This is a genomic window from Actinoplanes palleronii (genome assembly GCF_016862315.1).
Classification (GTDB): domain Bacteria; phylum Actinomycetota; class Actinomycetes; order Mycobacteriales; family Micromonosporaceae; genus Actinoplanes; species Actinoplanes palleronii.
In genome coordinates, this window is the sequence record NZ_BOMS01000086.1 from 1 (window position 1) to 19,547 (window position 19,547).

The 19,547-nt window shown below is 72.3% G+C and carries 20 protein-coding genes; 7 read left to right on the forward strand and 13 right to left on the reverse strand.

Translation table 11 applies throughout. The features are described 5' to 3' along the window. Positions 1 to 69 precede the first annotated feature (69 nt). The 3 genes from Apa02nite_RS27300 to Apa02nite_RS51975 form a co-directional block, all read right to left on the reverse strand. On the reverse strand, positions 70 to 417 hold the full coding sequence (locus Apa02nite_RS27300; protein ID WP_203827515.1) for an MmcQ/YjbR family DNA-binding protein: 348 nt from the start codon (positions 415 to 417) through the stop codon (positions 70 to 72). A gap of 38 nt (positions 418 to 455) precedes the next feature. Beyond that, positions 456 to 779 (reverse strand): hypothetical protein, encoded by a 324-nt coding sequence (locus Apa02nite_RS27305; protein ID WP_203827516.1) that lies wholly within the window; start codon positions 777 to 779, stop codon positions 456 to 458. Between the two features lie 1,015 nt (positions 780 to 1,794). After that, positions 1,795 to 4,620, reverse strand: coding sequence for a helix-turn-helix transcriptional regulator (locus Apa02nite_RS51975; protein WP_203827517.1), 2,826 nt, complete (start codon positions 4,618 to 4,620; stop codon positions 1,795 to 1,797). Positions 4,621 to 4,736: 116 nt separating this feature from the next. Between Apa02nite_RS51975 and Apa02nite_RS27315 the strand changes: the two genes are divergently transcribed. Next, complete coding sequence (locus Apa02nite_RS27315; RefSeq protein WP_067684348.1) at positions 4,737 to 4,985, forward strand: SCO4226 family nickel-binding protein; 249 nt, start codon at positions 4,737 to 4,739, stop codon at positions 4,983 to 4,985. 56 nt (positions 4,986 to 5,041) lie between these two features. Here Apa02nite_RS27315 and Apa02nite_RS27320 read toward each other — a convergent pair whose 3' ends face one another. Continuing rightward, a complete protein-coding gene (locus Apa02nite_RS27320; RefSeq protein WP_239164607.1) occupies positions 5,042 to 6,061 on the reverse strand; it encodes an intradiol ring-cleavage dioxygenase in 1,020 nt (339 codons plus the stop codon). 184 nt (positions 6,062 to 6,245) lie between these two features. Between Apa02nite_RS27320 and Apa02nite_RS27325 the strand changes: the two genes are divergently transcribed. The 3 genes from Apa02nite_RS27325 to Apa02nite_RS27335 are packed head-to-tail and all read left to right on the forward strand — an operon-like array spanning position 6,246 to position 9,317. Next, positions 6,246 to 6,782, forward strand: a complete 537-nt coding sequence (locus tag Apa02nite_RS27325; RefSeq protein ID WP_203827518.1) for an ArsR/SmtB family transcription factor — start codon at positions 6,246 to 6,248, stop codon at positions 6,780 to 6,782. A gap of 19 nt (positions 6,783 to 6,801) precedes the next feature. Further along, positions 6,802 to 8,061 carry an MFS transporter gene (locus tag Apa02nite_RS27330; protein ID WP_203827519.1) on the forward strand — a complete coding sequence of 420 codons (1,260 nt, stop codon included), beginning with the start codon at positions 6,802 to 6,804 and terminating at the stop codon, positions 8,059 to 8,061. A gap of 5 nt (positions 8,062 to 8,066) precedes the next feature. After that, on the forward strand, positions 8,067 to 9,317 hold the full coding sequence (locus Apa02nite_RS27335) for an ABC transporter substrate-binding protein (protein ID WP_203827520.1): 1,251 nt from the start codon (positions 8,067 to 8,069) through the stop codon (positions 9,315 to 9,317). Between the two features lie 321 nt (positions 9,318 to 9,638). Here the strand turns inward: Apa02nite_RS27335 and Apa02nite_RS27340 are convergent, their stop codons facing one another. The 3 genes from Apa02nite_RS27340 to Apa02nite_RS27350 form a co-directional block, all read right to left on the reverse strand. Then, positions 9,639 to 12,389, reverse strand: a complete 2,751-nt coding sequence (locus Apa02nite_RS27340) for a putative bifunctional diguanylate cyclase/phosphodiesterase (protein WP_203827521.1) — start codon at positions 12,387 to 12,389, stop codon at positions 9,639 to 9,641. A gap of 87 nt (positions 12,390 to 12,476) precedes the next feature. Then, the gene (locus tag Apa02nite_RS27345; RefSeq protein WP_203827522.1) at positions 12,477 to 13,121 is read right to left on the reverse strand and encodes a response regulator; all 645 of its coding nucleotides are present in this window, start codon (positions 13,119 to 13,121) and stop codon (positions 12,477 to 12,479) included. Positions 13,122 to 13,129: 8 nt separating this feature from the next. Continuing rightward, positions 13,130 to 14,200 carry a sensor histidine kinase gene (locus tag Apa02nite_RS27350; protein WP_239164608.1) on the reverse strand — a complete coding sequence of 357 codons (1,071 nt, stop codon included), beginning with the start codon at positions 14,198 to 14,200 and terminating at the stop codon, positions 13,130 to 13,132. A gap of 124 nt (positions 14,201 to 14,324) precedes the next feature. Between Apa02nite_RS27350 and Apa02nite_RS27355 the strand changes: the two genes are divergently transcribed. Continuing rightward, on the forward strand, positions 14,325 to 14,846 hold the full coding sequence (locus Apa02nite_RS27355; protein ID WP_203827524.1) for a hypothetical protein: 522 nt from the start codon (positions 14,325 to 14,327) through the stop codon (positions 14,844 to 14,846). Positions 14,847 to 14,873: 27 nt separating this feature from the next. On the opposite strand, the gene Apa02nite_RS27360 is transcribed toward Apa02nite_RS27355, so the two are convergent. From Apa02nite_RS27360 to Apa02nite_RS27380, 5 genes are all read right to left on the reverse strand, one after another. Beyond that, positions 14,874 to 15,839 (reverse strand): DNA polymerase domain-containing protein, encoded by a 966-nt coding sequence (locus tag Apa02nite_RS27360; protein ID WP_239164612.1) that lies wholly within the window; start codon positions 15,837 to 15,839, stop codon positions 14,874 to 14,876. After that, positions 15,839 to 16,249 (reverse strand): hypothetical protein, encoded by a 411-nt coding sequence (locus tag Apa02nite_RS27365; protein ID WP_203827526.1) that lies wholly within the window; start codon positions 16,247 to 16,249, stop codon positions 15,839 to 15,841. The genes Apa02nite_RS27360 and Apa02nite_RS27365 overlap by 1 nt, the downstream gene beginning before the upstream one ends. A 29-nt stretch (positions 16,250 to 16,278) precedes the next feature. Beyond that, positions 16,279 to 16,617: a hypothetical protein gene (locus tag Apa02nite_RS27370; protein WP_203827527.1), complete on the reverse strand. Its 339-nt coding sequence runs from the start codon at positions 16,615 to 16,617 to the stop codon at positions 16,279 to 16,281. A gap of 84 nt (positions 16,618 to 16,701) precedes the next feature. Further along, positions 16,702 to 17,079 (reverse strand): DUF2809 domain-containing protein, encoded by a 378-nt coding sequence (locus Apa02nite_RS27375; protein ID WP_203827528.1) that lies wholly within the window; start codon positions 17,077 to 17,079, stop codon positions 16,702 to 16,704. A 32-nt stretch (positions 17,080 to 17,111) separates the two neighbouring features. Further along, complete coding sequence (locus tag Apa02nite_RS27380; protein WP_203827529.1) at positions 17,112 to 17,546, reverse strand: TIGR03618 family F420-dependent PPOX class oxidoreductase; 435 nt, start codon at positions 17,544 to 17,546, stop codon at positions 17,112 to 17,114. Between the two features lie 34 nt (positions 17,547 to 17,580). On the opposite strand from Apa02nite_RS27380, the gene Apa02nite_RS27385 reads away from it, so the two are divergent. Then, complete coding sequence (locus Apa02nite_RS27385) at positions 17,581 to 18,459, forward strand: TIGR03619 family F420-dependent LLM class oxidoreductase (protein ID WP_203827530.1); 879 nt, start codon at positions 17,581 to 17,583, stop codon at positions 18,457 to 18,459. A 33-nt stretch (positions 18,460 to 18,492) separates the two neighbouring features. Then, positions 18,493 to 19,119 (forward strand): carbohydrate-binding protein, encoded by a 627-nt coding sequence (locus Apa02nite_RS27390; protein WP_203827531.1) that lies wholly within the window; start codon positions 18,493 to 18,495, stop codon positions 19,117 to 19,119. Positions 19,120 to 19,137: 18 nt separating this feature from the next. Here the strand turns inward: Apa02nite_RS27390 and Apa02nite_RS27395 are convergent, their stop codons facing one another. Further along, the gene (locus Apa02nite_RS27395; protein ID WP_203827532.1) at positions 19,138 to 19,536 is read right to left on the reverse strand and encodes an Hsp20/alpha crystallin family protein; all 399 of its coding nucleotides are present in this window, start codon (positions 19,534 to 19,536) and stop codon (positions 19,138 to 19,140) included. Between the last annotated feature and the right edge of the window lie 11 nt (positions 19,537 to 19,547).

Sequence of the window (19,547 nt, forward strand, 5' to 3'; positions counted from 1 at the left end):
GGAGGCGACCGTTACTTCACACGCTCGGAACCCGCCGTGAACGCCGGCGGGGCGAGCGGCTATGGGGAGTCAGGCGAGGCGGGGCAGGTAGGCGGACCAGACTTTCTTGGGGACGGTCATGCGCCACGCTTCGAGGACGAGCTCGGGCATCTCGTCCTCGTCGAGGTGGGACAGGTGGGCCTGGACCCAGTTGAAGCGCAGGTCGGACTCGCGGGGCAGGTGGAAGGTCCGCGGGTTGGCGGCGATCAGGGCGTCACGCTCCTCCTTGGGAAAGCCGAAACCCATGATCGTCTCGTCGCGGGAGAAGGCGACATAAACGATTTTGCCGACGCGGAACTTCACTCTGTCCCGGATCAGGTGTTCCTCGCTGCGTGGCAGATCCCGGGCGATCCGCCGGACGTCATCGACGGTGACCATGCCGGAAATCTAGACCCGGGGTCTGACAGAAACCCGGATCAGAGACCTCGCGGACGAGGCACCGGCGGCCGCCCGCCCGGTTCCGGCGACGATGGCGACGTGGGCCGGGCGGAGGACGGGGCGGCGTTCGCCGGCGCGGGGGCGGCGTCGTCCGGGCCGATGACCTTGGCGCGGGCCACCCGGTCGGCGGCGAGCTTGTAGGTGGCTGCCCGCACCAGTTCGTCCGGCACGGTGTGGCGTCCCGAGCTCTCCACCTCGACCACCGGCTCCGACGGGTCGACGGGTTCGCTCGCCGTCCCGGGATAGAGCGCGGGAACCGGCTCGGCATACCGCCAGCCCGCGGCCTGCCTGCCCGGCTTCACCTCCGGCTCCCGCTGCGCGGGAAGCGGCCCGGACCGCACGGAAGGCTGGCCGGCGTCCCGAAGCCCCGAATGAAGACCCGAACGCGGAGCCGACTCCCACCCGGAGACCGGCGCGGAGTCCGAACCGGAACGCGGGGCAGAGGACGGAACGGAATGCGGGCCGACGAGCGGAGCGGGATGCGGCGCGGAGTCCGGGCTGGGATGCGGAGCGGAGAGCGGCGCGGAAGCCGGGCCCGGGAGCGGCGCGGAAGGCGGGGTGGGGAATGGCGGCTCGGTAACCAGGTCCTCCTGGCCTGCCCAGCGCGGATCCGGCAGCTCCGAATAGTTCACCCCGCCGTCCGCGGGCGGCTCCGGGACGCCCGGCACGACATGTGTCGGCGCGGGGAAGCCGACCTGCGGAAGTGCCGACGCCCTCGGCCCCGGCCGGGCAGCTGCTCTGCGACGGCCCGGCACCGGCGCCAACTCTGCTGCTGCCGCCGCGGCCGAACCCCCCGTTCGCGAGAGCGCTTCCCCCGCCGGGGCAGCCGCCGCCCAGGACACTGCCGGAGACACCCCGGAGGCCGCAGACGGCGGCACCGGCACAGAATCCGCGGGAGACACCGCAACCCCGGACGGAACGGAGGCCGGGAAGGTCACCGCGGACGGGATGGAGGCTGCGGGAGGCACCGGAGGCGGGGATTCACTCGTACGGGAGACACCCGTCCGTGAGCTTCCCGCCTCGCCACCCACCACCGCGGACGCCCGCACCGCCCCTCGCCGCCGCGGCCCGGCGACCCGGGCCGCCAGGCTGAACACGCTGCGCGCCGCGTGGTCGTAGCCGCTCTGGTACGCCTCCTCACGCTCCTCACCCCCCTCCCGGCGCTCGTGGAGCCGCCCGGCCACGTACCCCACGCACGCCACGAAGACCGTGAGCAGGATGAGCAGAATGACGGAGTTGCCGGGCGCGTTCATGCCGCGAATTGTGCCGAGCTTGATCGACCGTTAGCTATGGCCCGTTTGACGTACCCCGATGGAATTAACTCGAAAGATCACTGGCGAGCCAGCCGGCGATCTGGGTGCGCCGGGCCACCCCCAATTTCGTACGGATGTGTTCGACGTGCGCGGCCACCGTCCGCGGTGAGATCACCAGCTGCCCGGCGATCTCCCGGTCGGTCCGGCCCGCCGCGACCAGGCGGGCCACCTCGAGCTCCCGCGCGGTGAGCACCCTGGGCTGCGCGCCGGCGTTCCCGGTGCCGTCCAGCCACACCGCGGGCGGCTCGGCACTTCCGAAGGCACTTCCGAAGGCACTTCCAGAAGCGCTTCCGAAGGCACTTCCAGAAACGCTTCCGGAGGCGCTCCCCAAGGTGCCCCCGAGCGCCGCACCCCACGCCGCGCGCGCCGCCGTGACCAGCGCCGCCGCCTCACCCGGCCGCCGGGACCGGTGTGCGCACCGCGCCTGGTCGAGCAGCACCGCGGTGCCCTCCCAGAACCGGCGCCGACCGGCCCAGAACCCGGCCGCGGCGTCCAGGGCCAGACGCGCCTTCCCGGTCTGTCCCTCCGCCAGGCTGATCAGCCCCCGGGCGTGGTCGAGCGCGCCCAGGGTGCCCGGGATCCCCCGCTCGACGAGCAGCTCGGTGACCCGGGCGAGCCACTCGCGGGCCTGCGTCGGACCCGACCCGGCGAGGTACGCCCGGGTGCCGGTCACCACGTACGGAAAGAGGTAGGAAGCGTCCCGGACAGCGGCCGAGGCCGCGTAGCCCGCCTCGCACCGGGCGATCGCCGCGTGGTGGTCGCCGTCGAGAACCGCGAGTTCGGCGAGGCCCCACCAGGCCGGCGAGACCCGCTGCAGCTCACGCATCGACCCGCCGAGCTCGGCCGCCTCGGTCAGCGCGGCCCGGGCGGCCGGCGGGTCGGCGCCGAGCGCGGTGTAGCCGAGCACGTGCAGCGCGGTGATCCGGGTGGTGATGCCGCCGCGCCCGTCGGCCAGCGCGGCCTGGGCCTGTGCCCGCGCGCCCGCCACGTCACCGGTCGCCCAGCGGACGTGGGCCAGGTGCGCGGCCATGTAGTGCCGGTCGTTGACCAGCTCGGCCCGTTCCGCGTAGGCGATGCCCTCGGCCAGCCACCGCTGTGCCCGCGGATATTCGACGAGCACCGAGGTCGACGAGCCGAGCATCCGGTACGCCCGCGCCGCCGACCGTTCCCGATCAGCCGCCACGGCCCTGGTGATCACGCTTTCCAGGAGCGCGCACCCCTCGTCCAGCCGGCCCAGGAAGAGCAGCACCGAGCCGACCGTGGCGTCCAGGTCGTGATCGGCGGCCGAGCTGAGCGCGCGAGCCCGTACCCCGTGCTCGAGGGCCTCGGTGAGCCGCCGGTCCAGCATGTACGCCGCCGCCAGCGCCGCGTGCAGCCGGGCCAGCACCCCGCTGTCACCGGCCGCGAGCGGCAGCCCGGCCCGCAGCGCCGCGGTACGCCGGTCCAGCCCGTCGCCGAGCAGGTGCCGGACCGCCACCCACTCCGGGAGCAGCGCGGCCGCGGCGAGCCGGTCACCATCGGCGAGCCGGAGCCGGGACGCCTCCGCGTACGCCCGGTCGGCCGCGGCGTTGTCGTCGATCGCGGCCAGCTCGCCGGCCAGCGCGGTCAGCACGGTGGCCCGGTCGCCGGCCGGGTCCATGGTGCGCAGTGCCCGCCGGTACAGCCCGGCAGCCTCCTGGTGCGCGGAGAGCGCGGCGGCCTCCTCGGCGGCGGCCATCGCGGACGGGAACGCCTCGCCCGGACGCTGCGCCCGCTCGAACTGGTCGCTCACGAACGCGGCCGCGAAACCCGCCGCCCGTGCCGCCTCGGCCGCCCGCCCGTGCAGGTCACGTCGCCGCAGCGGTGGCAGGTCGGCGTAGAGCGCGTCGCGGATCAGCGCGTGCCGGAAGTCGTACCCGGTGCCGTCGCCGCGCGGCTGCACGAAGAACCGGTCGCCCAGCTCCCGCAGCGCCGCGTCGATCGTCTCCGGCGGGTCACCGGTGATCGCCACGATCAGGTCCAGGTCGAACGACCGGCCCAGCACCGACGCGGCACCGGCCAGCCCCCGCGCGTCCGGGCTGAGCTGCTCGGCGCGGAACAGCACGGCGTCGGCGAGGGTGTCCGGCACACCGGCGGCGGCCGCCAGGAACTCCTCGACGTGCAACGGGATCCCGTCACTGCGGTCGAAGAGACCCGCATGGGTACGACCGGAGATCGCCTCGGCCAGCGCCGCGGTGTCGGCCCGGCTCAGCCTGGGCAGCCGGGACTCCTCGGCGAGCCGCTGGGTGAGCAGCCGGGCCCGCCAGGAGCGCAGCGGCACCCGCGGGTACAGCTCGTCGCTGCGGTACGTGCCGGCCAGCAGCAACGGCAGCTTCCGGGCGCGCGGCGCGAGCCGGGCCAGCAGGTCGAGGGTCAGGTCGTCGGCCCAGTGCAGGTCCTCGAGGGTGATCAGGATCGGCCGCGCGGCGACCTGCTCGATCATCTCGACCAGGTCGGCGACCAGCAGCCGGCGGTACCGGTCCGGGTCGCCGTCGGCGCTCTCCCGCAACCGCCCGGTCATCCGCTCGCCGATCGCCGCGGTCGCCGGGTCCCGGCGCAGCTCGGTGCCGAGATCACCGGCCAGCGCGCCGGCCACCTCGGTGTCGCCCGGCGCCGCCGCCGCGCCGATCACCGCGAATCCGGCGACGGCCGCCCGCCGGCTGATCTCGCGCAGCAGCCGGGTCTTGCCGATGCCCGCCTCGCCGGCCAGCAGGAGCAGTCCGCCCTCGCCGCCGGCGGCCGCGGCCAGCCGCCGGTCGGCCAGGTCGAGCAGGTCGTGCCGTCCGATCAGGACTCCGCTGGTGAGCGCCACAGCGGAACTTTAGGAGCCGCCGCCGCGCTTCCTAGGTGTTATGACCGATGTCCGACGGCGCGGCCGGGAGCACGCTGAGCGAGTCGGTTACCACCGCACCACCGGGAGAGTTATTGATGGCGAAGTTCATGGACGTCCACGACGGGTTCTTCGGCGTCACCGCGGAGCAGTTGAACGCCGCGCACGACGCCGACCTCAAGATCGAGGGCGAGGAGGGCGTGCACTTCGAGCGCGCCTGGCTCGACCCCGAGGCCGGCAAGGTGTTCTGCCTGAGCACCGGGCCCAGCAAGGAGGCGGTGATGCGGGTGCACGAACGCGCCGGTCACCCCACCAGCCAGGTCTTCGAGCTGACCGCCGAGGTCTGAGCGCCGGCGGGGTCTCGGGTTTGCTTGGGGGCCGGCCCGAGACCCCGCTGGCGTTCTCACCAGGAGAACGGGTTCCACCAGTGGCGGTCCTTCTTCTTCTGCGGCTGACGCGGTTTCGGCACGGCCGCGGTGGTCGTCGCGCTGGGACTGACGGAGGCCGACGCGGACGACGACGCGCTGGCGCTGGGACTGACGCTGGGACTGACGGACGGAGCGCCGGACGGCGGCGCTCCCGACGGCGGGGTGCCTCCGCCGCTCTCCTCGGTCCCGCTCGGATCCACCGCCGCCGTCAGGGTGGCGACGAACCCCGCCGTGACGCTGCCGGTGACCGTCGCCAGCTCCCGCGCCGCCGAGTCCTCGCCGAACACGTTGTCGGTGGCCAGGGTGATCTGACCGAGGTTGGTGACGCTCTGGCTGTAGCCGTCCGTCGCGTACACCAGATCCGCGACGTCCTCCGGGATCGCGATCTGCGACGTCTTCACGATCGGTCCCGCGCCGCTCGTCGCGTTCGCCACCGACGAGTACACCTCGAAGTGGATGTGCGGCCACCGCCCCGAGTAGCAGGCCGGGAAGATGCTGGTGAAGGTCGCCGTCCCGGTGTCGTCGGTCTCCTGGATGCCGCGCAGGTAGTTCTCGTCGGTGATCCCGGTCGAGTAGAGCGAGTAGTTGCCGTCCCGGTCGCAGTGCCAGGCGTAGACCGCCGCGCCGGCCAGGGGCGTGCCGGCCAGGTCGACGAGGGTCAGCGCGAAGGTCAGCGGGATGCCCTCGGCCACGGTCGTCGAGGTGCCGAACGACGACCGGATGTCGCTGCGGACGATGCCGGACTCGGTGCGCACGTCGACGCCGTTGGAGCCGTCCGCCGGGTACGGCCCGGCCGTCTCCGACTCGACCTCCTCCAGCGCGGCCAGCGCGGGAGAGGCGGTGCCGAGCAGCGTGCCGGTGGCCATCACGGCAGCGCCGGCGCCGCCGATCAGGGTGAGCATCCGGCGCCGGTTCATCGTGCCGAGGTCGAACGCCAGGCCCTTGTCGTGGACTTCACGGACGTACGCCGCGTTGTCCAGGTGTGGCTCAGTCAAGATTGCCGCCCTCCTGAGTGGATTGGTGTCCGGGAGAGAAGACCATCGACGGTTGTGCACGCACTGTCGGTGACCTATGCGCGGGGTAAGGCCGCCGTGGACAGCTTTGTCAACAATCGCGCCGACGACGCCCGCTGAGTAAAGAACTGTTGCGCAACAGCTCTTTACCTAGCATGCTGGGTGCATGACCGAGATCAGGGACGAGGCCGTTCTCAAGGCGCTCGCCCACCCCCTGCGCCGCCGCCTGCTCGACACGCTGCGGGTCGACGGGCCCTCGATGCCGAGCGCGCTGGCCCGCGCCACCGGCCAGGCCGTCGCGAACGTCAGCCACCACCTGCGGGTCCTCGCCGACGCGGGGCTCATCCAGGAGGCGCCCGAGCTGGCCCGCAACCGCAAGGAGCACTGGTGGCGGATGAACGACCCCCGGCTGAGCTGGAACCCGGCGCACTTCCCGCAGGAGGCCGCGGACGCCGCCGAGGCGATCGGGTTCCAGCGGCAGATCGACCTGGTCAACACGTGGCTGGGCAGTCCCGCGTCCCATACCGAACCGTGGGTGACCAGCGCGTTCGCCAGCGACGCCTGGCTGCGCCTGTCCCCCGAGGAGCTGACCGAGCTGGGCGACGAGCTGCTGGAGCTGATCGGCCGCTACCGGGACCGGCCGGAGCGCGAGGACCGCGTGCCGGTCTTCGTCCTGGGCCGAGGTTTTCCCGCCCGACCGTGATCACTCGAGGAGGCATGTGATGAGCACCGGCATCACCACCGACCCGGATTTCCGCAAGCTCTGGGGCGGCCTGACCGTCAGCCAGCTGGGCACCTCGGTCGCCTCCGTGGTGACCCCGCTGATCGCCCTGCAGGTGCTGAACGCGAGCGCGTTCACGGTCAGCCTGCTCACCGCCGCGGCCTGGCTCCCCTGGCTGCTGATCGGCCTGCCGGCCGGCGCCTGGGTGGACCGGGTGGCCAAGCGCCCGGTGCTGCTGGCCTGCGACGCCGCGAGCGTGCTGCTGGTCGCCAGCGTCCCGGTGACCGCCTGGCTGGGCCGGCTCACCGTCGCCCACCTGCTCGTGGTCGCGCTGCTGACCGGGGTCGCGTCGGTGTTCTTCGAGGTCGCGAACACCGGGTTCCTGCCGGCCATGTTCGAGTCCGGGCAGCTGGTGCGGGCGAACGCGCTGGTGCAGGGCAGCACCTCGGCCGTACAGATCGGTGGTCCGGCGCTGGCCGGCGCGCTCGCCGCGACCCTCGGCGCGGTCACCGGCCTGGTCGTCGACGCGACCAGCTTCGCCGTCTCGTTCCTCGGGCTGGCCCTGATCCGCCGCCCGGAACGCCCGGTCGCCCGCGCGCCCCGCAAGCACCTCGCGCACGAGATCCGCGACGGCGTCCGCTGGCTGCTGCACGACCGCTACCTGCGGAACCTCATGCTGCAGGGCGCCACCGCGAACCTCGCACTCACCGGATACGGCGCGCTCACGGTGGTCTTCCTGGTCCGCGACGTCGGCGTCGGCGCCGGCACCGTGGGGCTGCTGATGTCCGCTTCTGGTCTCGGCGGCGTCGCCGCCGCAGGAGCAACACCGTTTCTGGTACGACGGTACGGCGCGGCCCGCGCCATGCTCGCCTGCAAGCTCGCCGCCGGGGTGTCCGCGCTGCTGATCCCGTTCACCGGCCCCGGGCCCGGCCTGATCGCGTTCGTCGCCGGCACCGCCCTGGTCGCCGCGTTCGTGGTGGCCGGCAACGTGATCGCGGGCAGTTTCCGGCAGGCGTACGTGCCCGCCGAGCTGCTCGGCCGGGTGTTGACCGCGATGCAGTTCGTCAACCTGGGCACGATTCCGGTCGGCGCGGTTCTCGGCGGGGCGCTGGCCACCGCGTACGGATCACGGGTGGCCATCGCCGTGATGACCGCGACCTACGCGCTCTCCGGTCTGATCCTGGTCGTCGGCCCGTTCCGGAGCCGGCGGGATCTCCCCGTGCTCGACGGCGGCGCTTCCTCCCGTTCGGTAATAGTCTGAGCATCATGCGAATGGTGGCCGTTCTCGCCGTGGCCGCGGTGCTGGGCGTCGCCGCCTGCGGCTCCGGGGGCGACGACGACGTGACCGCACCCAGCACCGTCGAGGTGTTCACCTGGTGGGCCGAGGGCGGCGAGAAAGCCGGACTCGACGCGCTGGTCGCCCGGTTCGGCGCGGACTGCCCCGGCCAGCGGTTCGAGAACGCCGCGGTGGCCGGTGGCGCCGGGGTGAACGCGAAGCAGGCGCTCGCCGACCGGATGGCCCGCAAGGACCCGCCGGACACGTTCCAGGCGCACGCCGGCGCCGAACTGACCGAGTACATCGACGCCGGCCGGGTCCAGGATCTGACCGGCTATTACGACGCGTGGGGTCTGCGCGCCGTCCTGCCCCGAGGCCTGATCGACGACCTGACCGTCAACGGCAAGATCTATTCGGTCCCGGCCAACATCCACCGCGCCAACGTGATCTGGACGAACCCGGCCGTGCTGGCCCGCGCCGGGATCACCGGCCCGCCGAAGGACCTGCCCGCGTTCATGACCGATCTGGCCCGGCTGAAAGCCGCAGGCGTGGAGGCACCGCTCGCCCTGGGCCGCGACTGGACCCAGCTGATGCTCCTCGAAGCGGTGCTGATCAGCGACCTGGGTGCGGAGAAGTTCGCCGGGCTGTTCACCGGCGCCACCCCGTGGACCGGTGCGCCGGTGACCACGGCGATCACCGACTTCGTCCGCCTGCTCGGATATGCCAACCTGGACCGCGACAGCCTGGACTGGCCGCAGGCGGAGCGCCTGCTGATCGACGGCAAGGCCGGGTACCAGCTGATGGGTGACTGGGAGGCGGCCGACCTGACCGCCAAGGGCCTGCCCGGGTACGGCTGGTTGACGTTCCCCGGCAACGGCACCACGTTCCAGTGGCTCGCCGACTCGTTCACCCTGCCCACCGGCGCGCCGAACGCGACCGGTACGACCTGCTGGTTGAAGACGGTCGGCTCGGCCGCGGGGCAGCAGGCCTTCAACACCGCGAAGGGCTCGATACCGGCGCGCACCGACGTGTCACCGGCCGGGTTCGCGCCGTACCAGCGGGCCGCGATGACCGATTGGAAGACCGCGGTGCCGGTGCCGTCGTGCGCACACGGCTCGGCCTGCTCCCAGCCCTGGCAGAGCGCGATCAACGCCGCGTTGACGGCGTATGCCACCGGCCACGACGCGAGCACCCTCCAGGCCGACCTGGCCACCGCCGCCGACCAGTTCGTCCGCCCCTGACCTGCCCGGTGCGACGCCAGCGCCGCGCTCCCCGAGGCAGCCACGCGCGTCCCGACCGCAGCTGGCCCTGACGGTCCTTAAGCCGGCCCATAACGGCCGCCACGGCCAGCCCGAGCTTCTTGGCTGGGCCTCACGGCCCTTGAGGCGGGCCGATAAGGGCCGTGAGGCCCAGCCGGGGCCGGGAGCGGACCGGCTACCGGGACCGGCCGCGGCCTGGGCGGTGACCAAACAGAATCGCCCGGCGCGCGCCGGGCGATCCGAGGCACCCGCTGCGTCGCGTGCGCCGCCCGGGACTCTGCCCAGGTCGTACAAAAAAGGGGTTTACAGCATGGCTTCCAGCGGGGTGTCGGCGCCTTCCATGAAGAGGCGACCGGCCTCGGCGGCCGGGACCGGGCGGGAGAAGTAGTAGCCCTGGGCGAACCCGCAGCCCATCTCCCGCAGCGCGGCCAGCTGGCCGAACTCCTCGATGCCCTCGGCGACCGTCGCCATGCCCAGGCTCTTGCCGAGGCGGACGATGGTGTCGGTGAGGGCGGTGTCACCGGTGAGGACGCCGCCGAGGCGCTCGACGAACGAGCGGTCGATCTTCAGGGTGTCGATCGGGAAGCGGCGCAGGTAGGCGAGCGAGGAGTAGCCGGTGCCGAAGTCGTCGATGGCCAGGGTGAGGCCGAGGGCCTTGAGCCGGACCAGCTGCTCCAGGTTGGCCTCGGTGTCGGTCATCAGCACCGACTCGGTCATCTCCAGGCAGAGGCAGTCGGCCGACATGCCGGTTTCGGCGAGCACCGCGACAACGGTCTCGGCGAAATCGGTCTGGTCGAACTGGCGGACCGAGACGTTGACGGACATCTTCAGCGGGCGGCCGCCGGCCTCGGTGCTCCACTCGACCGCCTGGCGGCAGGCCTCGTGCAGGACCCACTTGCCGAGCGGCACGATCAGGCCGGTGGCCTCGGCCAGCGGGATGAAGTCGAGCGGGTTGATCATGCCGCGGGTCGGGTGCGGCCAGCGGACCAGGGCCTCGAAGCCGATGACCTCGTTGGTGTCCAGATCGATGGTCGGCTGGTAGTGCAGGCGCAGGGCGTTGCGCTCCAGCGCGTCCCGCAGGTCGTTCTCGAGTTCGAGGCGTTCGACCAGTCCGTCCCGCATGTCCGGCCGGTAGCTGGTGAAGACGCTGCCGCCGGCCGCCTTGGCCGCGTGCATGGCCAGGTCGGCGTTGCGCAGCAGTTGCTCGGCGCCTTCCACCGGGCCGTCGGCGAGGTCGGCCTCGCCGAGCAGCGTCGCCACGGCCAGGCCGATGCTGGCCCGGATGTGGATGCTGCGGTGACCGACTTCGATCGGCTGGTCCAGGTCCGCGAGGATGCGGCGGGCCACGTTCTCGGCCTCGTCGGTGGAGGCCGACTCGATCAGCACCGCGAACTCGTCGGCGCCGAACCGGGCGACCACGTCCTCGGCCCGCACGCAGGCCTTCATCCGGTCGGCGACCTGCACCAGCAGCTGGTCGCCGGCCAGGTGGCCGAGGCTGTCGTTGACCCGCTTGAAGCCGTCCAGGTCGAGGTGCAGCACGGTCAGGTCGGTGGTCCGGGCCAGCGCCGCGGCGGCCCGGTCGCGGAACAGCGCGCGGTTGCCGAGCTGGGTGAGCGAGTCGTGGTACGCCTCGTGCACCAGCTGTTCCTGCAGCTCCTTGCGGTCGCTGATGTCCCGGGTGTTCAGCACGTAGCCGGCCACGTGCGGGTCGTCCACCAGGTTCGTGATGATCACCTCGGACGGGCGCTTCCGGCCGTCCTGGTGGGTGTGCACGACCTCGAGGGTGACCGTCGAGTACGGCCGGGCCGCCACCTGCCGCATCGCCCGGGCCAGCCGCATCGCCACCTCGTCGTCGACCAGTTCGATGTAGCGACGGCCGACGAACAGCTCGTGGCCGTACCCGAAGACCCGCTGCATCGACTCGCTCTGGAAGGTGATCGTCCCGTCCGCGTCGATCACCGTGACCACGTCCGAGCTGTGCCGGATCAGCGCGTGGAACTGCTGCTCCCGGGCGTAGAGCTCGGCGGTACGGTCCTCGACCCGGGCCTCCAGCGTGCCGGTCAGCTCCCGGTTCTCCAGCAGCGTCAGCACCTGCCGGCCGATCAGCAGCAGGATCAGCAGCGACCGGGTGTACGCCACGAACGGGCTGCTGTGCCCGGACGTGATGTGGAACAGCACGCTGGCGAACAGGGCCGCGCCCACCGCCACGTACGGCAGCATCACCGCGCCGAACCGCATCCGGGGGCTGAACTCGCTCTTCAGCGGCTCGGCGTCCTTGGACCGGGCTGCGCCGACGATGACCAGCCCGAAGCCGAAGATCCAGCCGAGGTCGATCACCGAGCCGGACTGGTAGTCGTGGACCATCCGCAGGTAGGCGTAGCCGATGTCGGAGATCGCGAAGGCCGCCACGCCGAGCCCGACGAACATCAGGTCGGCCGAGCAGCGGTAGAGCGCCCGCCGCTGCGGCAGCATGTAACCGATCATGGTGGCGATCACGATGTCGCCGAGCGGGTAGAGCAGGGTCAGGTAGAAACCCAGTCCGTCGTCACCCGGCTGGATCCGCGGATCGACCACGAACACCCAGCCGACCAGCACCAGCGACGCCGCGACCAGCAGGCCGTCGAGGACGCTGCGGGCCCGGTTGGCCAGCGGCTGCGAGGCGCTCGGCAGGATCAGCAGGCCGATCGGGATCAGCAGCAGCAGGCCGAGGTAGCCGACGTCGGCCGGGGACGGGATGTCCAGGTCGCCGCCGTGCGGGAAGGTCTGCGCCAGCGTGTAGGCCTGTCCCGCGCCCCAGCTCAGCAGCCCGGCGGCGATGACCATCCAGCCCCAGCGGCCACGGCCGGTGAAGAGCCGGCTGCGCCACAGACAGGCGCCGGCCGCCGCGGTCGGAAGGACGACGAGCGCCCAGGTGGATACGTCGTTAGCGATGTCAGGACCGCCTACCTCGGCGCCGAGCATTACGGCGAGAACTACGAGGACCGAAAAGACGGCGAGACACACCCGGAGCCACCGGCGGATGTCCACCGGTCCTTCCGCGTTGTTGAGAGTCATCTCGACGCCTCCGCCCTCAAATTGTGATCAACCGGGGCTATCGGGTCGCAACGCTGCGGTATGAGGAAGAGGCCGGGAGCAAAGCGGTTACACCAGGCCGTCCTGGTACGCGACGATCACCAGCTGGACCCGGTCGCGGACGCCGAGTTTGGCGATCGCCCGGGTGATGTGGGTCTTCGCGGTCAATGGACTGATCACCAGACGGGCGGCGATCTCGTCGTTGGAGAGCCCGGTGGCGACCAGGGCGACCACCTCGCGTTCCCGTTCGGTCAGCGCGGCCAGCCGATCGCCGCGCTCGGCCGACCGGACCGGCCGCTGGGCGAACTCACCGACCACCCGGCGGGTGACGCTCGGGGAGAGCAACGCGTCACCGGCCGCGACCACCCGGACGGCGGCGCGCAGGCCGTCCGGGTCGATCTCCTTGGTCAGGAAGCCGCTGGCACCGGCCGCGAGGGCGGCGAAGACGTACTCGTCGGTCTCGAACGTGGTCAGAATGATGATCTTGGAGGTGGCGAACTCGAGGATCTTCCTGGTCGCCGCGATGCCGTCCATCCCGGGCATCCGGATGTCCATCAGGATCACGTCCGGGCGCAGGCTCCGGGCGGTGCGGACCGCCTCCTCGCCGGTCGACGCCTCGCCGACGACCTCGATGTCCCGGCCGCGGCGCAGCAGACTGCGGAAACCGGCCCGGACCAGGTGCTGGTCGTCGGCGAGAAGCACGGTGATCGGCATGGGTCTCCCTATCCCCGCAGGGGGAGGCTGGCTCGGACCGCGAAGCCCCTGTCCCCCGGACCCGCGGTGAGCGCGCCGCCCAGCGCGGCCACCCGCTCCCGCATGCCGGAGATCCCGTGCCCGTCGACGATCGGCGCCGCGCTGCCCGGGCCGTCGTCCTGCACGTCGACCAGGACCCGGTCCGGGGCGTACCGGATGGTGACCGTGGCCCGGGTCGCGCCGGCGTGCCGGACCGTGTTGGTCAGCGACTCCTGCACCACCCGGTAGACCGCGGCGGCGACCGGCGCGGGCACCTCGACCGGGTCGCCGAACTCGTTCAGCGACACCGCCAGCCCGGACGCGCGGATCTGCGCGACCAGCCCCTCCAGGCTGTCCAGGCCCGGCAGCGCGCCGCTGCGCAGCACACCGACCAGGGTCTTCAGGTCGGTCATCGCCCGGCCGCGGACCTCCTGGGCGAGCCGCAGCGAGGCCCGCGCCTCGGCCGGGTCGTCGTCGAAGGCGTCGAGTGCCACGTTGAGGTGCACGCCGACCACCCCGAGCGTGTGCGAGACGACGTCGTGCAGGTCCCGGGCGATCTCCACCCGCTCCTCGACGTGCCGGTGCAGGCTCTCCTGGGACACCCGCTGGGCCAGCTCGTCCCGCCAGCGCCCGGTGTTGCGGTAGGCCACCGCCGCGGCCAGCGCGGCGATCAGCCACAGCCCCTCGCCGCCCAGCCGGGAGAACACCCACGCGGAGGTGTGCTGCTCGACCGCACCGTCCCAGGCGACCCCGAAGGCGAGCAGGATTACGGAGGTGATCACGGCGGTGCGCAGGTGACCGGTGAGCGCGACGACGACCAGGGCGGCGGTGGCCGGCCAGACCCAGCCGGACTCGATCAGGTGAGCGGTGTGCCAGGCGCCGACGATCGACACCGACATGACCAGGGTGGTGCGGGGCCAGCGGCGGGCGGCGAACACCAGCCCCGCCATGGTCACCGCTAGTGAGACGGTCATCACAGTGTCGGCGTCACCGCCGGTCATGGCGAGCCCGGCGGGCACGCCGAGCAGGGTCGCCAGCGCGGCGAGATAGATGAAGTTCATGGTCAGGACGCTAGGGGCCGGGGCCGGTGCGGCGCGTCGTCCGGCCGTTGTCACCCGCATGGACTCCTCCCGCGTACGAGCTACACCATTCGATGTATGCGGTCTCGCTGGTTAAGGTAGTCCCGTGACCGCCGCGGAACTGCTCGCCGCCTCCGGACGCTTCACGATCGCGCCCGGACTGACCGATCGTGAGGTCGCCGACCTCGAGGCCGAGTTCGCCTTCACGTTTGCCCCCGACCACCGAGAGTTCCTCAAGGCCGGCCTGCCCACCGGCATCGGCTGGCCCGACTGGCGCGGCGGCGACCGCCCCTCGCTACGGTCGGCGCTGGCCGGGCCGGTCGAGGGTGTGCTGTTCGACGTGGCCGAAAACGATTTTTGGTACGAGGGGTGGGGCGCCCCGCTCGGCGACCGGGTCAGCACCGCCCGCGCGGGCCTGATGATCGCGCCGCGGATGATCCCGCTCTACGCGCACCGGTATCTGCCGGCCGTCATCCCCGGCCACCCGGTGCTGTCGATCTACCAGAGTGACGTGCTCTGCTACGGCGTGGACATCAGCGACTGGGTGAACCGCGAGTTCGGCCTCGGCGAGCCGGCCAACCGGCGGGTGCGCCCGACCGTGCCGTTCTGGAGCGCCCTGGCCTCCTGAGCGGGGTTGGCCGCGCCGCCAGGCGCCTCAGCTCTCCGCCGCGTCCCGCTTGGCCTTGGCCCGGCGTTTGCCTTCGTGCATGGCCTGCACCCGGGCCACCGGAATGGTGTGCCCCTCCTCGATCAGCCCCGCGCTCAGCTCCTGCGCCGCCGGCATCCCCGCCACCCACGGATCCCGGTCGCCCAGCAGTTCCGCCGCGTTCAGGATCGTGAAGTCGCCGGGTGTCACGTCGTCCAGGTCGTCCCAGCCGAGCGGGAACGACACCGGCACCCCCGGCCGGATCCGCGGGCTGTAGGCCGCCGCCACCGTCGCCCCACCGGCCCGGGTCGCGTCCAGGAACACCTTGCCGTTCCGGTCCTCCCGGATGAACGCCGTGGTGGCCAGCTCCGGGTCGATCCGTTCGGCGCGGGCCGCGACGGCGCGCTGCGCGGCGGCCACGTCCTCCGGCGCGGGATCACCGGCCAGCGGGACGAAGACGTGCAGCCCCTTCGAACCGCTGGTCTTCACCGCGCCGCTCATCCCGGCGTCGGCGAGCGCCTGCCGGACCAGCCGGGCGGCGCTGACCGCCACGGCGAAACCACCACCCTCCGGCGGGTCCAGATCCATGATCAGGTGGGTCTGCCGGTGCGGGGTCGCCGCCAGGGCCAGCGCCGGATGGAACTCGACGGCGCGCTGATTGCCGAACCACAGCAGGGTGCGGCGGTCGTTGCCGAGGGCGTAGCTCACCTCGCGCTTCGACGCCTCGGCCCACACCGTGGTGCGCGGCACCCAGTCCGGCGTGTATTTCGGCAGGTTCTTCTGCATGAACCGGTCCTGGCCGCGCAGCACCCGGATCACCGAGAGCGGCCGGTCCCGCAGCACCGGGATCAGCCGGTCGGCGACCACGTCGAGATAGTCGATCAGGTCCCGCTTCGTCGCACCCGCACCCGGGAACAGCTCCTGATCCAGATTGGTCAGCGGCACACCGTCGCGCTCATCGGCCATGCCGTCCATCATCCCCCGGGGCAGCGGGTGTCGCCGCCGCTGAGCTCCACACAATGTCGCGCGGGTGTCGTCGCGACGACCGGCGCCGGTTTCTCCACCAGCCCGGTCTCCCGCAGCCCGCTGAGCGCGATGAGTCCGCCGGCGACCAGGCCGGCCAGGCTGAGCACGGCGCAGACGGTCGCGTAGATCTTCCGCTGGTGGCGTACCCCGATCCCGGTCGCGGTCAGCGGTGCGGCGACCAGCAACACCGCGCAGGCCAGCAGGAACCAGCCGCCCCGCACCGGATGCGCCGGCTCGGTGTCGGCAAAACTGAACAGGTCCCGCAGCGCGAGCAACGACAACACCGCCCCGCCGACCCCACCGCCCACCAGCAGCCCGGTCATCCAGGCAGCCGGATCCCGCTCCCGAGTCCCTCTCACGCCGCCGACTGTAGATCCCCCGCTTCACTTCAGGTCGCGGCGAACCTCGCGGCGATCTCCCGGTGCCGGGCCACGGCTTCCCGCCCGTCCTCATGCTGGACGGCCACTCCCGGCATCCGGAACATCGTCTCCAGCTGCTCCGCGAACACCCGATGCTGCTCGCTCGCGAACTCCCGGCACGGCAGGCACGTCACGCTCCGCGGATGCGGCGAGGTCATCACCCGCGCCACCCGCTGCCCGCACCCGGTCTCCACCTCCGCCGGCAGGTCCCCGACCAGCCCGAACGTGGCCGCCAGCAGGTTACGAACATCCGCACCGGAGCGCACGAGACCCACCTCGACGTGCACATGGGGATCGATGCCGCTCACCCCCGCAGCGTCCCACAACCCCAAAGATCAAAACCACTTTCCGGTACGACCGGAGCCCGCCCCGCCCAGTCACCGCCGGAGGGGTCAGCGGGCGCGGCGGTGGAGCCAGGTCAGGAGCAGGGCCGGCGGGACGATGCCGGCCAGGTACCAGAACAGGTCGGCCGGGTCGAAGCTGACGCCGAGGATCAGGCGGGCCGCCAGGCTGCGCGCGGCGAGCGCGGCCGGGATCGGGCTGAGCTGCAGGAACTCGACCGCCCAGCAGTACCCGGCGGCGATCAGCGCGACCCACCCGGACGCCAGCCGGGGCCACAGCGCCACCACCCCGGCGAAGACGGCCGCCGCGTACAGCGCGGTCCCGGACGCCTGCTCGACCAGGCCGTTGCTCAGCAGCGGGCTGCCGGTGAAGCGCCGGATGCCGAATGCCAGCACCACACAACCCACCGCCGCGACGAGTGCGGTCACCCGCCGTCCGAAGTCCGCAACAGGCTGGACGGTCAGGGGTAGACCCGGGTCGGGGTGATCAGGACGGCGGCGCGGCGGTCGTCGGCCATCGTCCGGTCGTACGCGGGCCAGTCGTCGTGGGTGCCCCCGGCCGCCGTGAAGATCTCGCGGAGCAGCAGGCGCAGGCGTTCCGCGTCGAGCCACGGCTGCGGGTCGTCCGGGCCGGCCAGTTGTGCCCGCCCCTCCACGGTCGCGTACCGCCAGCCGCTGCGGAAGGCCACCGCCAGATCCGGTCGCTCCCGCAGGTTGCGCAGCTTCACCGGCCCGTACGTGACGAACGCCAGCACCGGGGTCCCGTCGCCGGGATGGCTGATCAGACCGGTGTTGACCAGCGTGGACTGCACCGTGAGATCGGCGCGCGCGGTGGACACCACGGCCAGCCCGGTCTCGCCCCGGCTCAACTCCCAGGCACCTTCGAGTGTGGTCACCCGGCCCACGCTACCCGGTGACTAACCTGCCCTCATGCTGATCAGTTTCGGGTGCCCGGTGTCCGGCGCGTGGGCCCAGCCGGAAACACTCACGTCGATCGCCCGGCAGGCCGAGGAGCTCGGTTATCACGGGCTCTGGGCGTTCCAGCGGCTGCTCGCCGGCCGTGATCAGGACCTGGCCCCGAGCTATCAGAGCGTGCTGGACCCGATCGTCGCGCTGACCTGGGCCGGCGCGGCCACGTCCCGGATCCGGCTGGGCGTCTCGGTGATCAACCTGCCGTACCTGTCGCCGGCCTACCTGGCGAAACAGGTGAGCAGCCTGGACCGGCTCACCGGCGGCCGATTCGACCTGGGCCTGGGCACCGGCTGGTCGGAGCCCGAGTTCGTGGCCACCAACGCCGACCCGCGTCCGCGCGGCCGCCGGACCGAGGAGTACCTCGCGGTGCTGCGCACCCTGTTCACCGGCGAGGAGACCGCGTTCGAGGGCGAGTTCTACCGGGTGCCGCCGAGCCGGATGCTGCCGCGCCCGGTGCAGCCCGGCGGCCCGCCGATCCTGCTCGGCGGGACCGCGGAGGTCGCGTTGCGCCGGGCCGGGCGGATCGCGGCCGGCTGGGTGAGCAGCAGTCGCGCCAGTCCGGCCGAGGTCGAGCGCGGGGCACGGATCGTCCGGCAGGCCGCGGCCGAGACCGGCAAGAACCCCGATGACGTACGGGTGGTGGTCCGGGCCGCGGTCGACTCCGGGACGGAGTCCTGGGATCAGATCCGGACACGCGCCCGGCAGTACGCGGACGCCGGCGCCACCGAGCTGTTCTACGAGCCGAACTGGGACCCGCGGATCGGTGGCCCGGATGCGGATCCGGACGCCGCCGCCACGCTCGGTAGTGAGATGCTCGTCAATCTCGCACCGGTGTGATCACCGGCGGATCAGGGTGTTTACCCTTGCCGGGTGGACCAGCCCTCTCCGTCCGTCTACCGGACCCGCGCCTGGACGAACCGCAACCGGGCAGTGGCCGGCGCCGCCGGTCTCGGCCTGCTGTTCGTCGGCTATCTGATCGGCCGCTGGCAGGACACGCCCGCCGAGACCCCGGTGCCCGCGTCGATGGCCTCGACCGTGCCGTCCGCCGCGCCGACCACCCCGTCACCGGCGCCGACCACGCCCGCGCCGACCCCGGTGAAGTACCCGCTGCTGCAGGCCGAGTCGGCGAACGAGCTGAAGGGCCTCGAGGCGCAGGACACCGAGGACGAGGGCGGCGGGCAGAACGTCGGCTGGATCAACCGGGGTGACTACCTGCGATTCGACAACTTCGTGTTCGGCGAGGTGCCGGCGACGAAGGCGAAGATCCGGGTGGCGTCCGACGCCGGGGTGGCCGGCCGGGTGCAGATCCGGCTGGACGCGGCGGACGCCGCCCCCGTCGGTGAGCTGTCGGTGAGCAACACCGGCGGGTGGCAGAACTGGCGTACCGACGTCGCGGCGCTGACCCCGGTGACCGGGACGCACACGGTCTACCTCACGTTCACCGCGGGCGACGACAGCGAGTTCATGAACGTCAACTGGATCCAGTTCGAGCACTAGGCCGCGGCGGGCCGGTGCTCAGCGGGCCGCGGCGACCTCGGCCTGGCGGGGCTGGCGCTCGTCGACGACCGGGATGCTCAGGGTCAGCACGCCCTGGTCGTAGCGGGCCTCCAGGCGGTCGGTGTCCAGCAGGTCGGCGAGCTGGACGTCCCGGCTGAAGCCCACCGGGCGCTCCGCGATCACGTACTGGACGTCGGCACCGGCGGCACACTTGCGCTCGGCGCGGATCGTCAGCACCTTGCCCTCGACGGTGATGTCGATCGACGCGGCGTCGTAGCCGGGCAGGTCGATGTCGATGAAGAAGTTGGCGTCGTGGCGGTACGCGTCGATGCGCGCGCCCGCTGTCCGGGTCGAGTTCTCCAGGACCCGGGCGGTGAGACGCTCGAGGTCGCGCACGGTGGGGGTGGTGAGCAACATGGGTGGTTCCT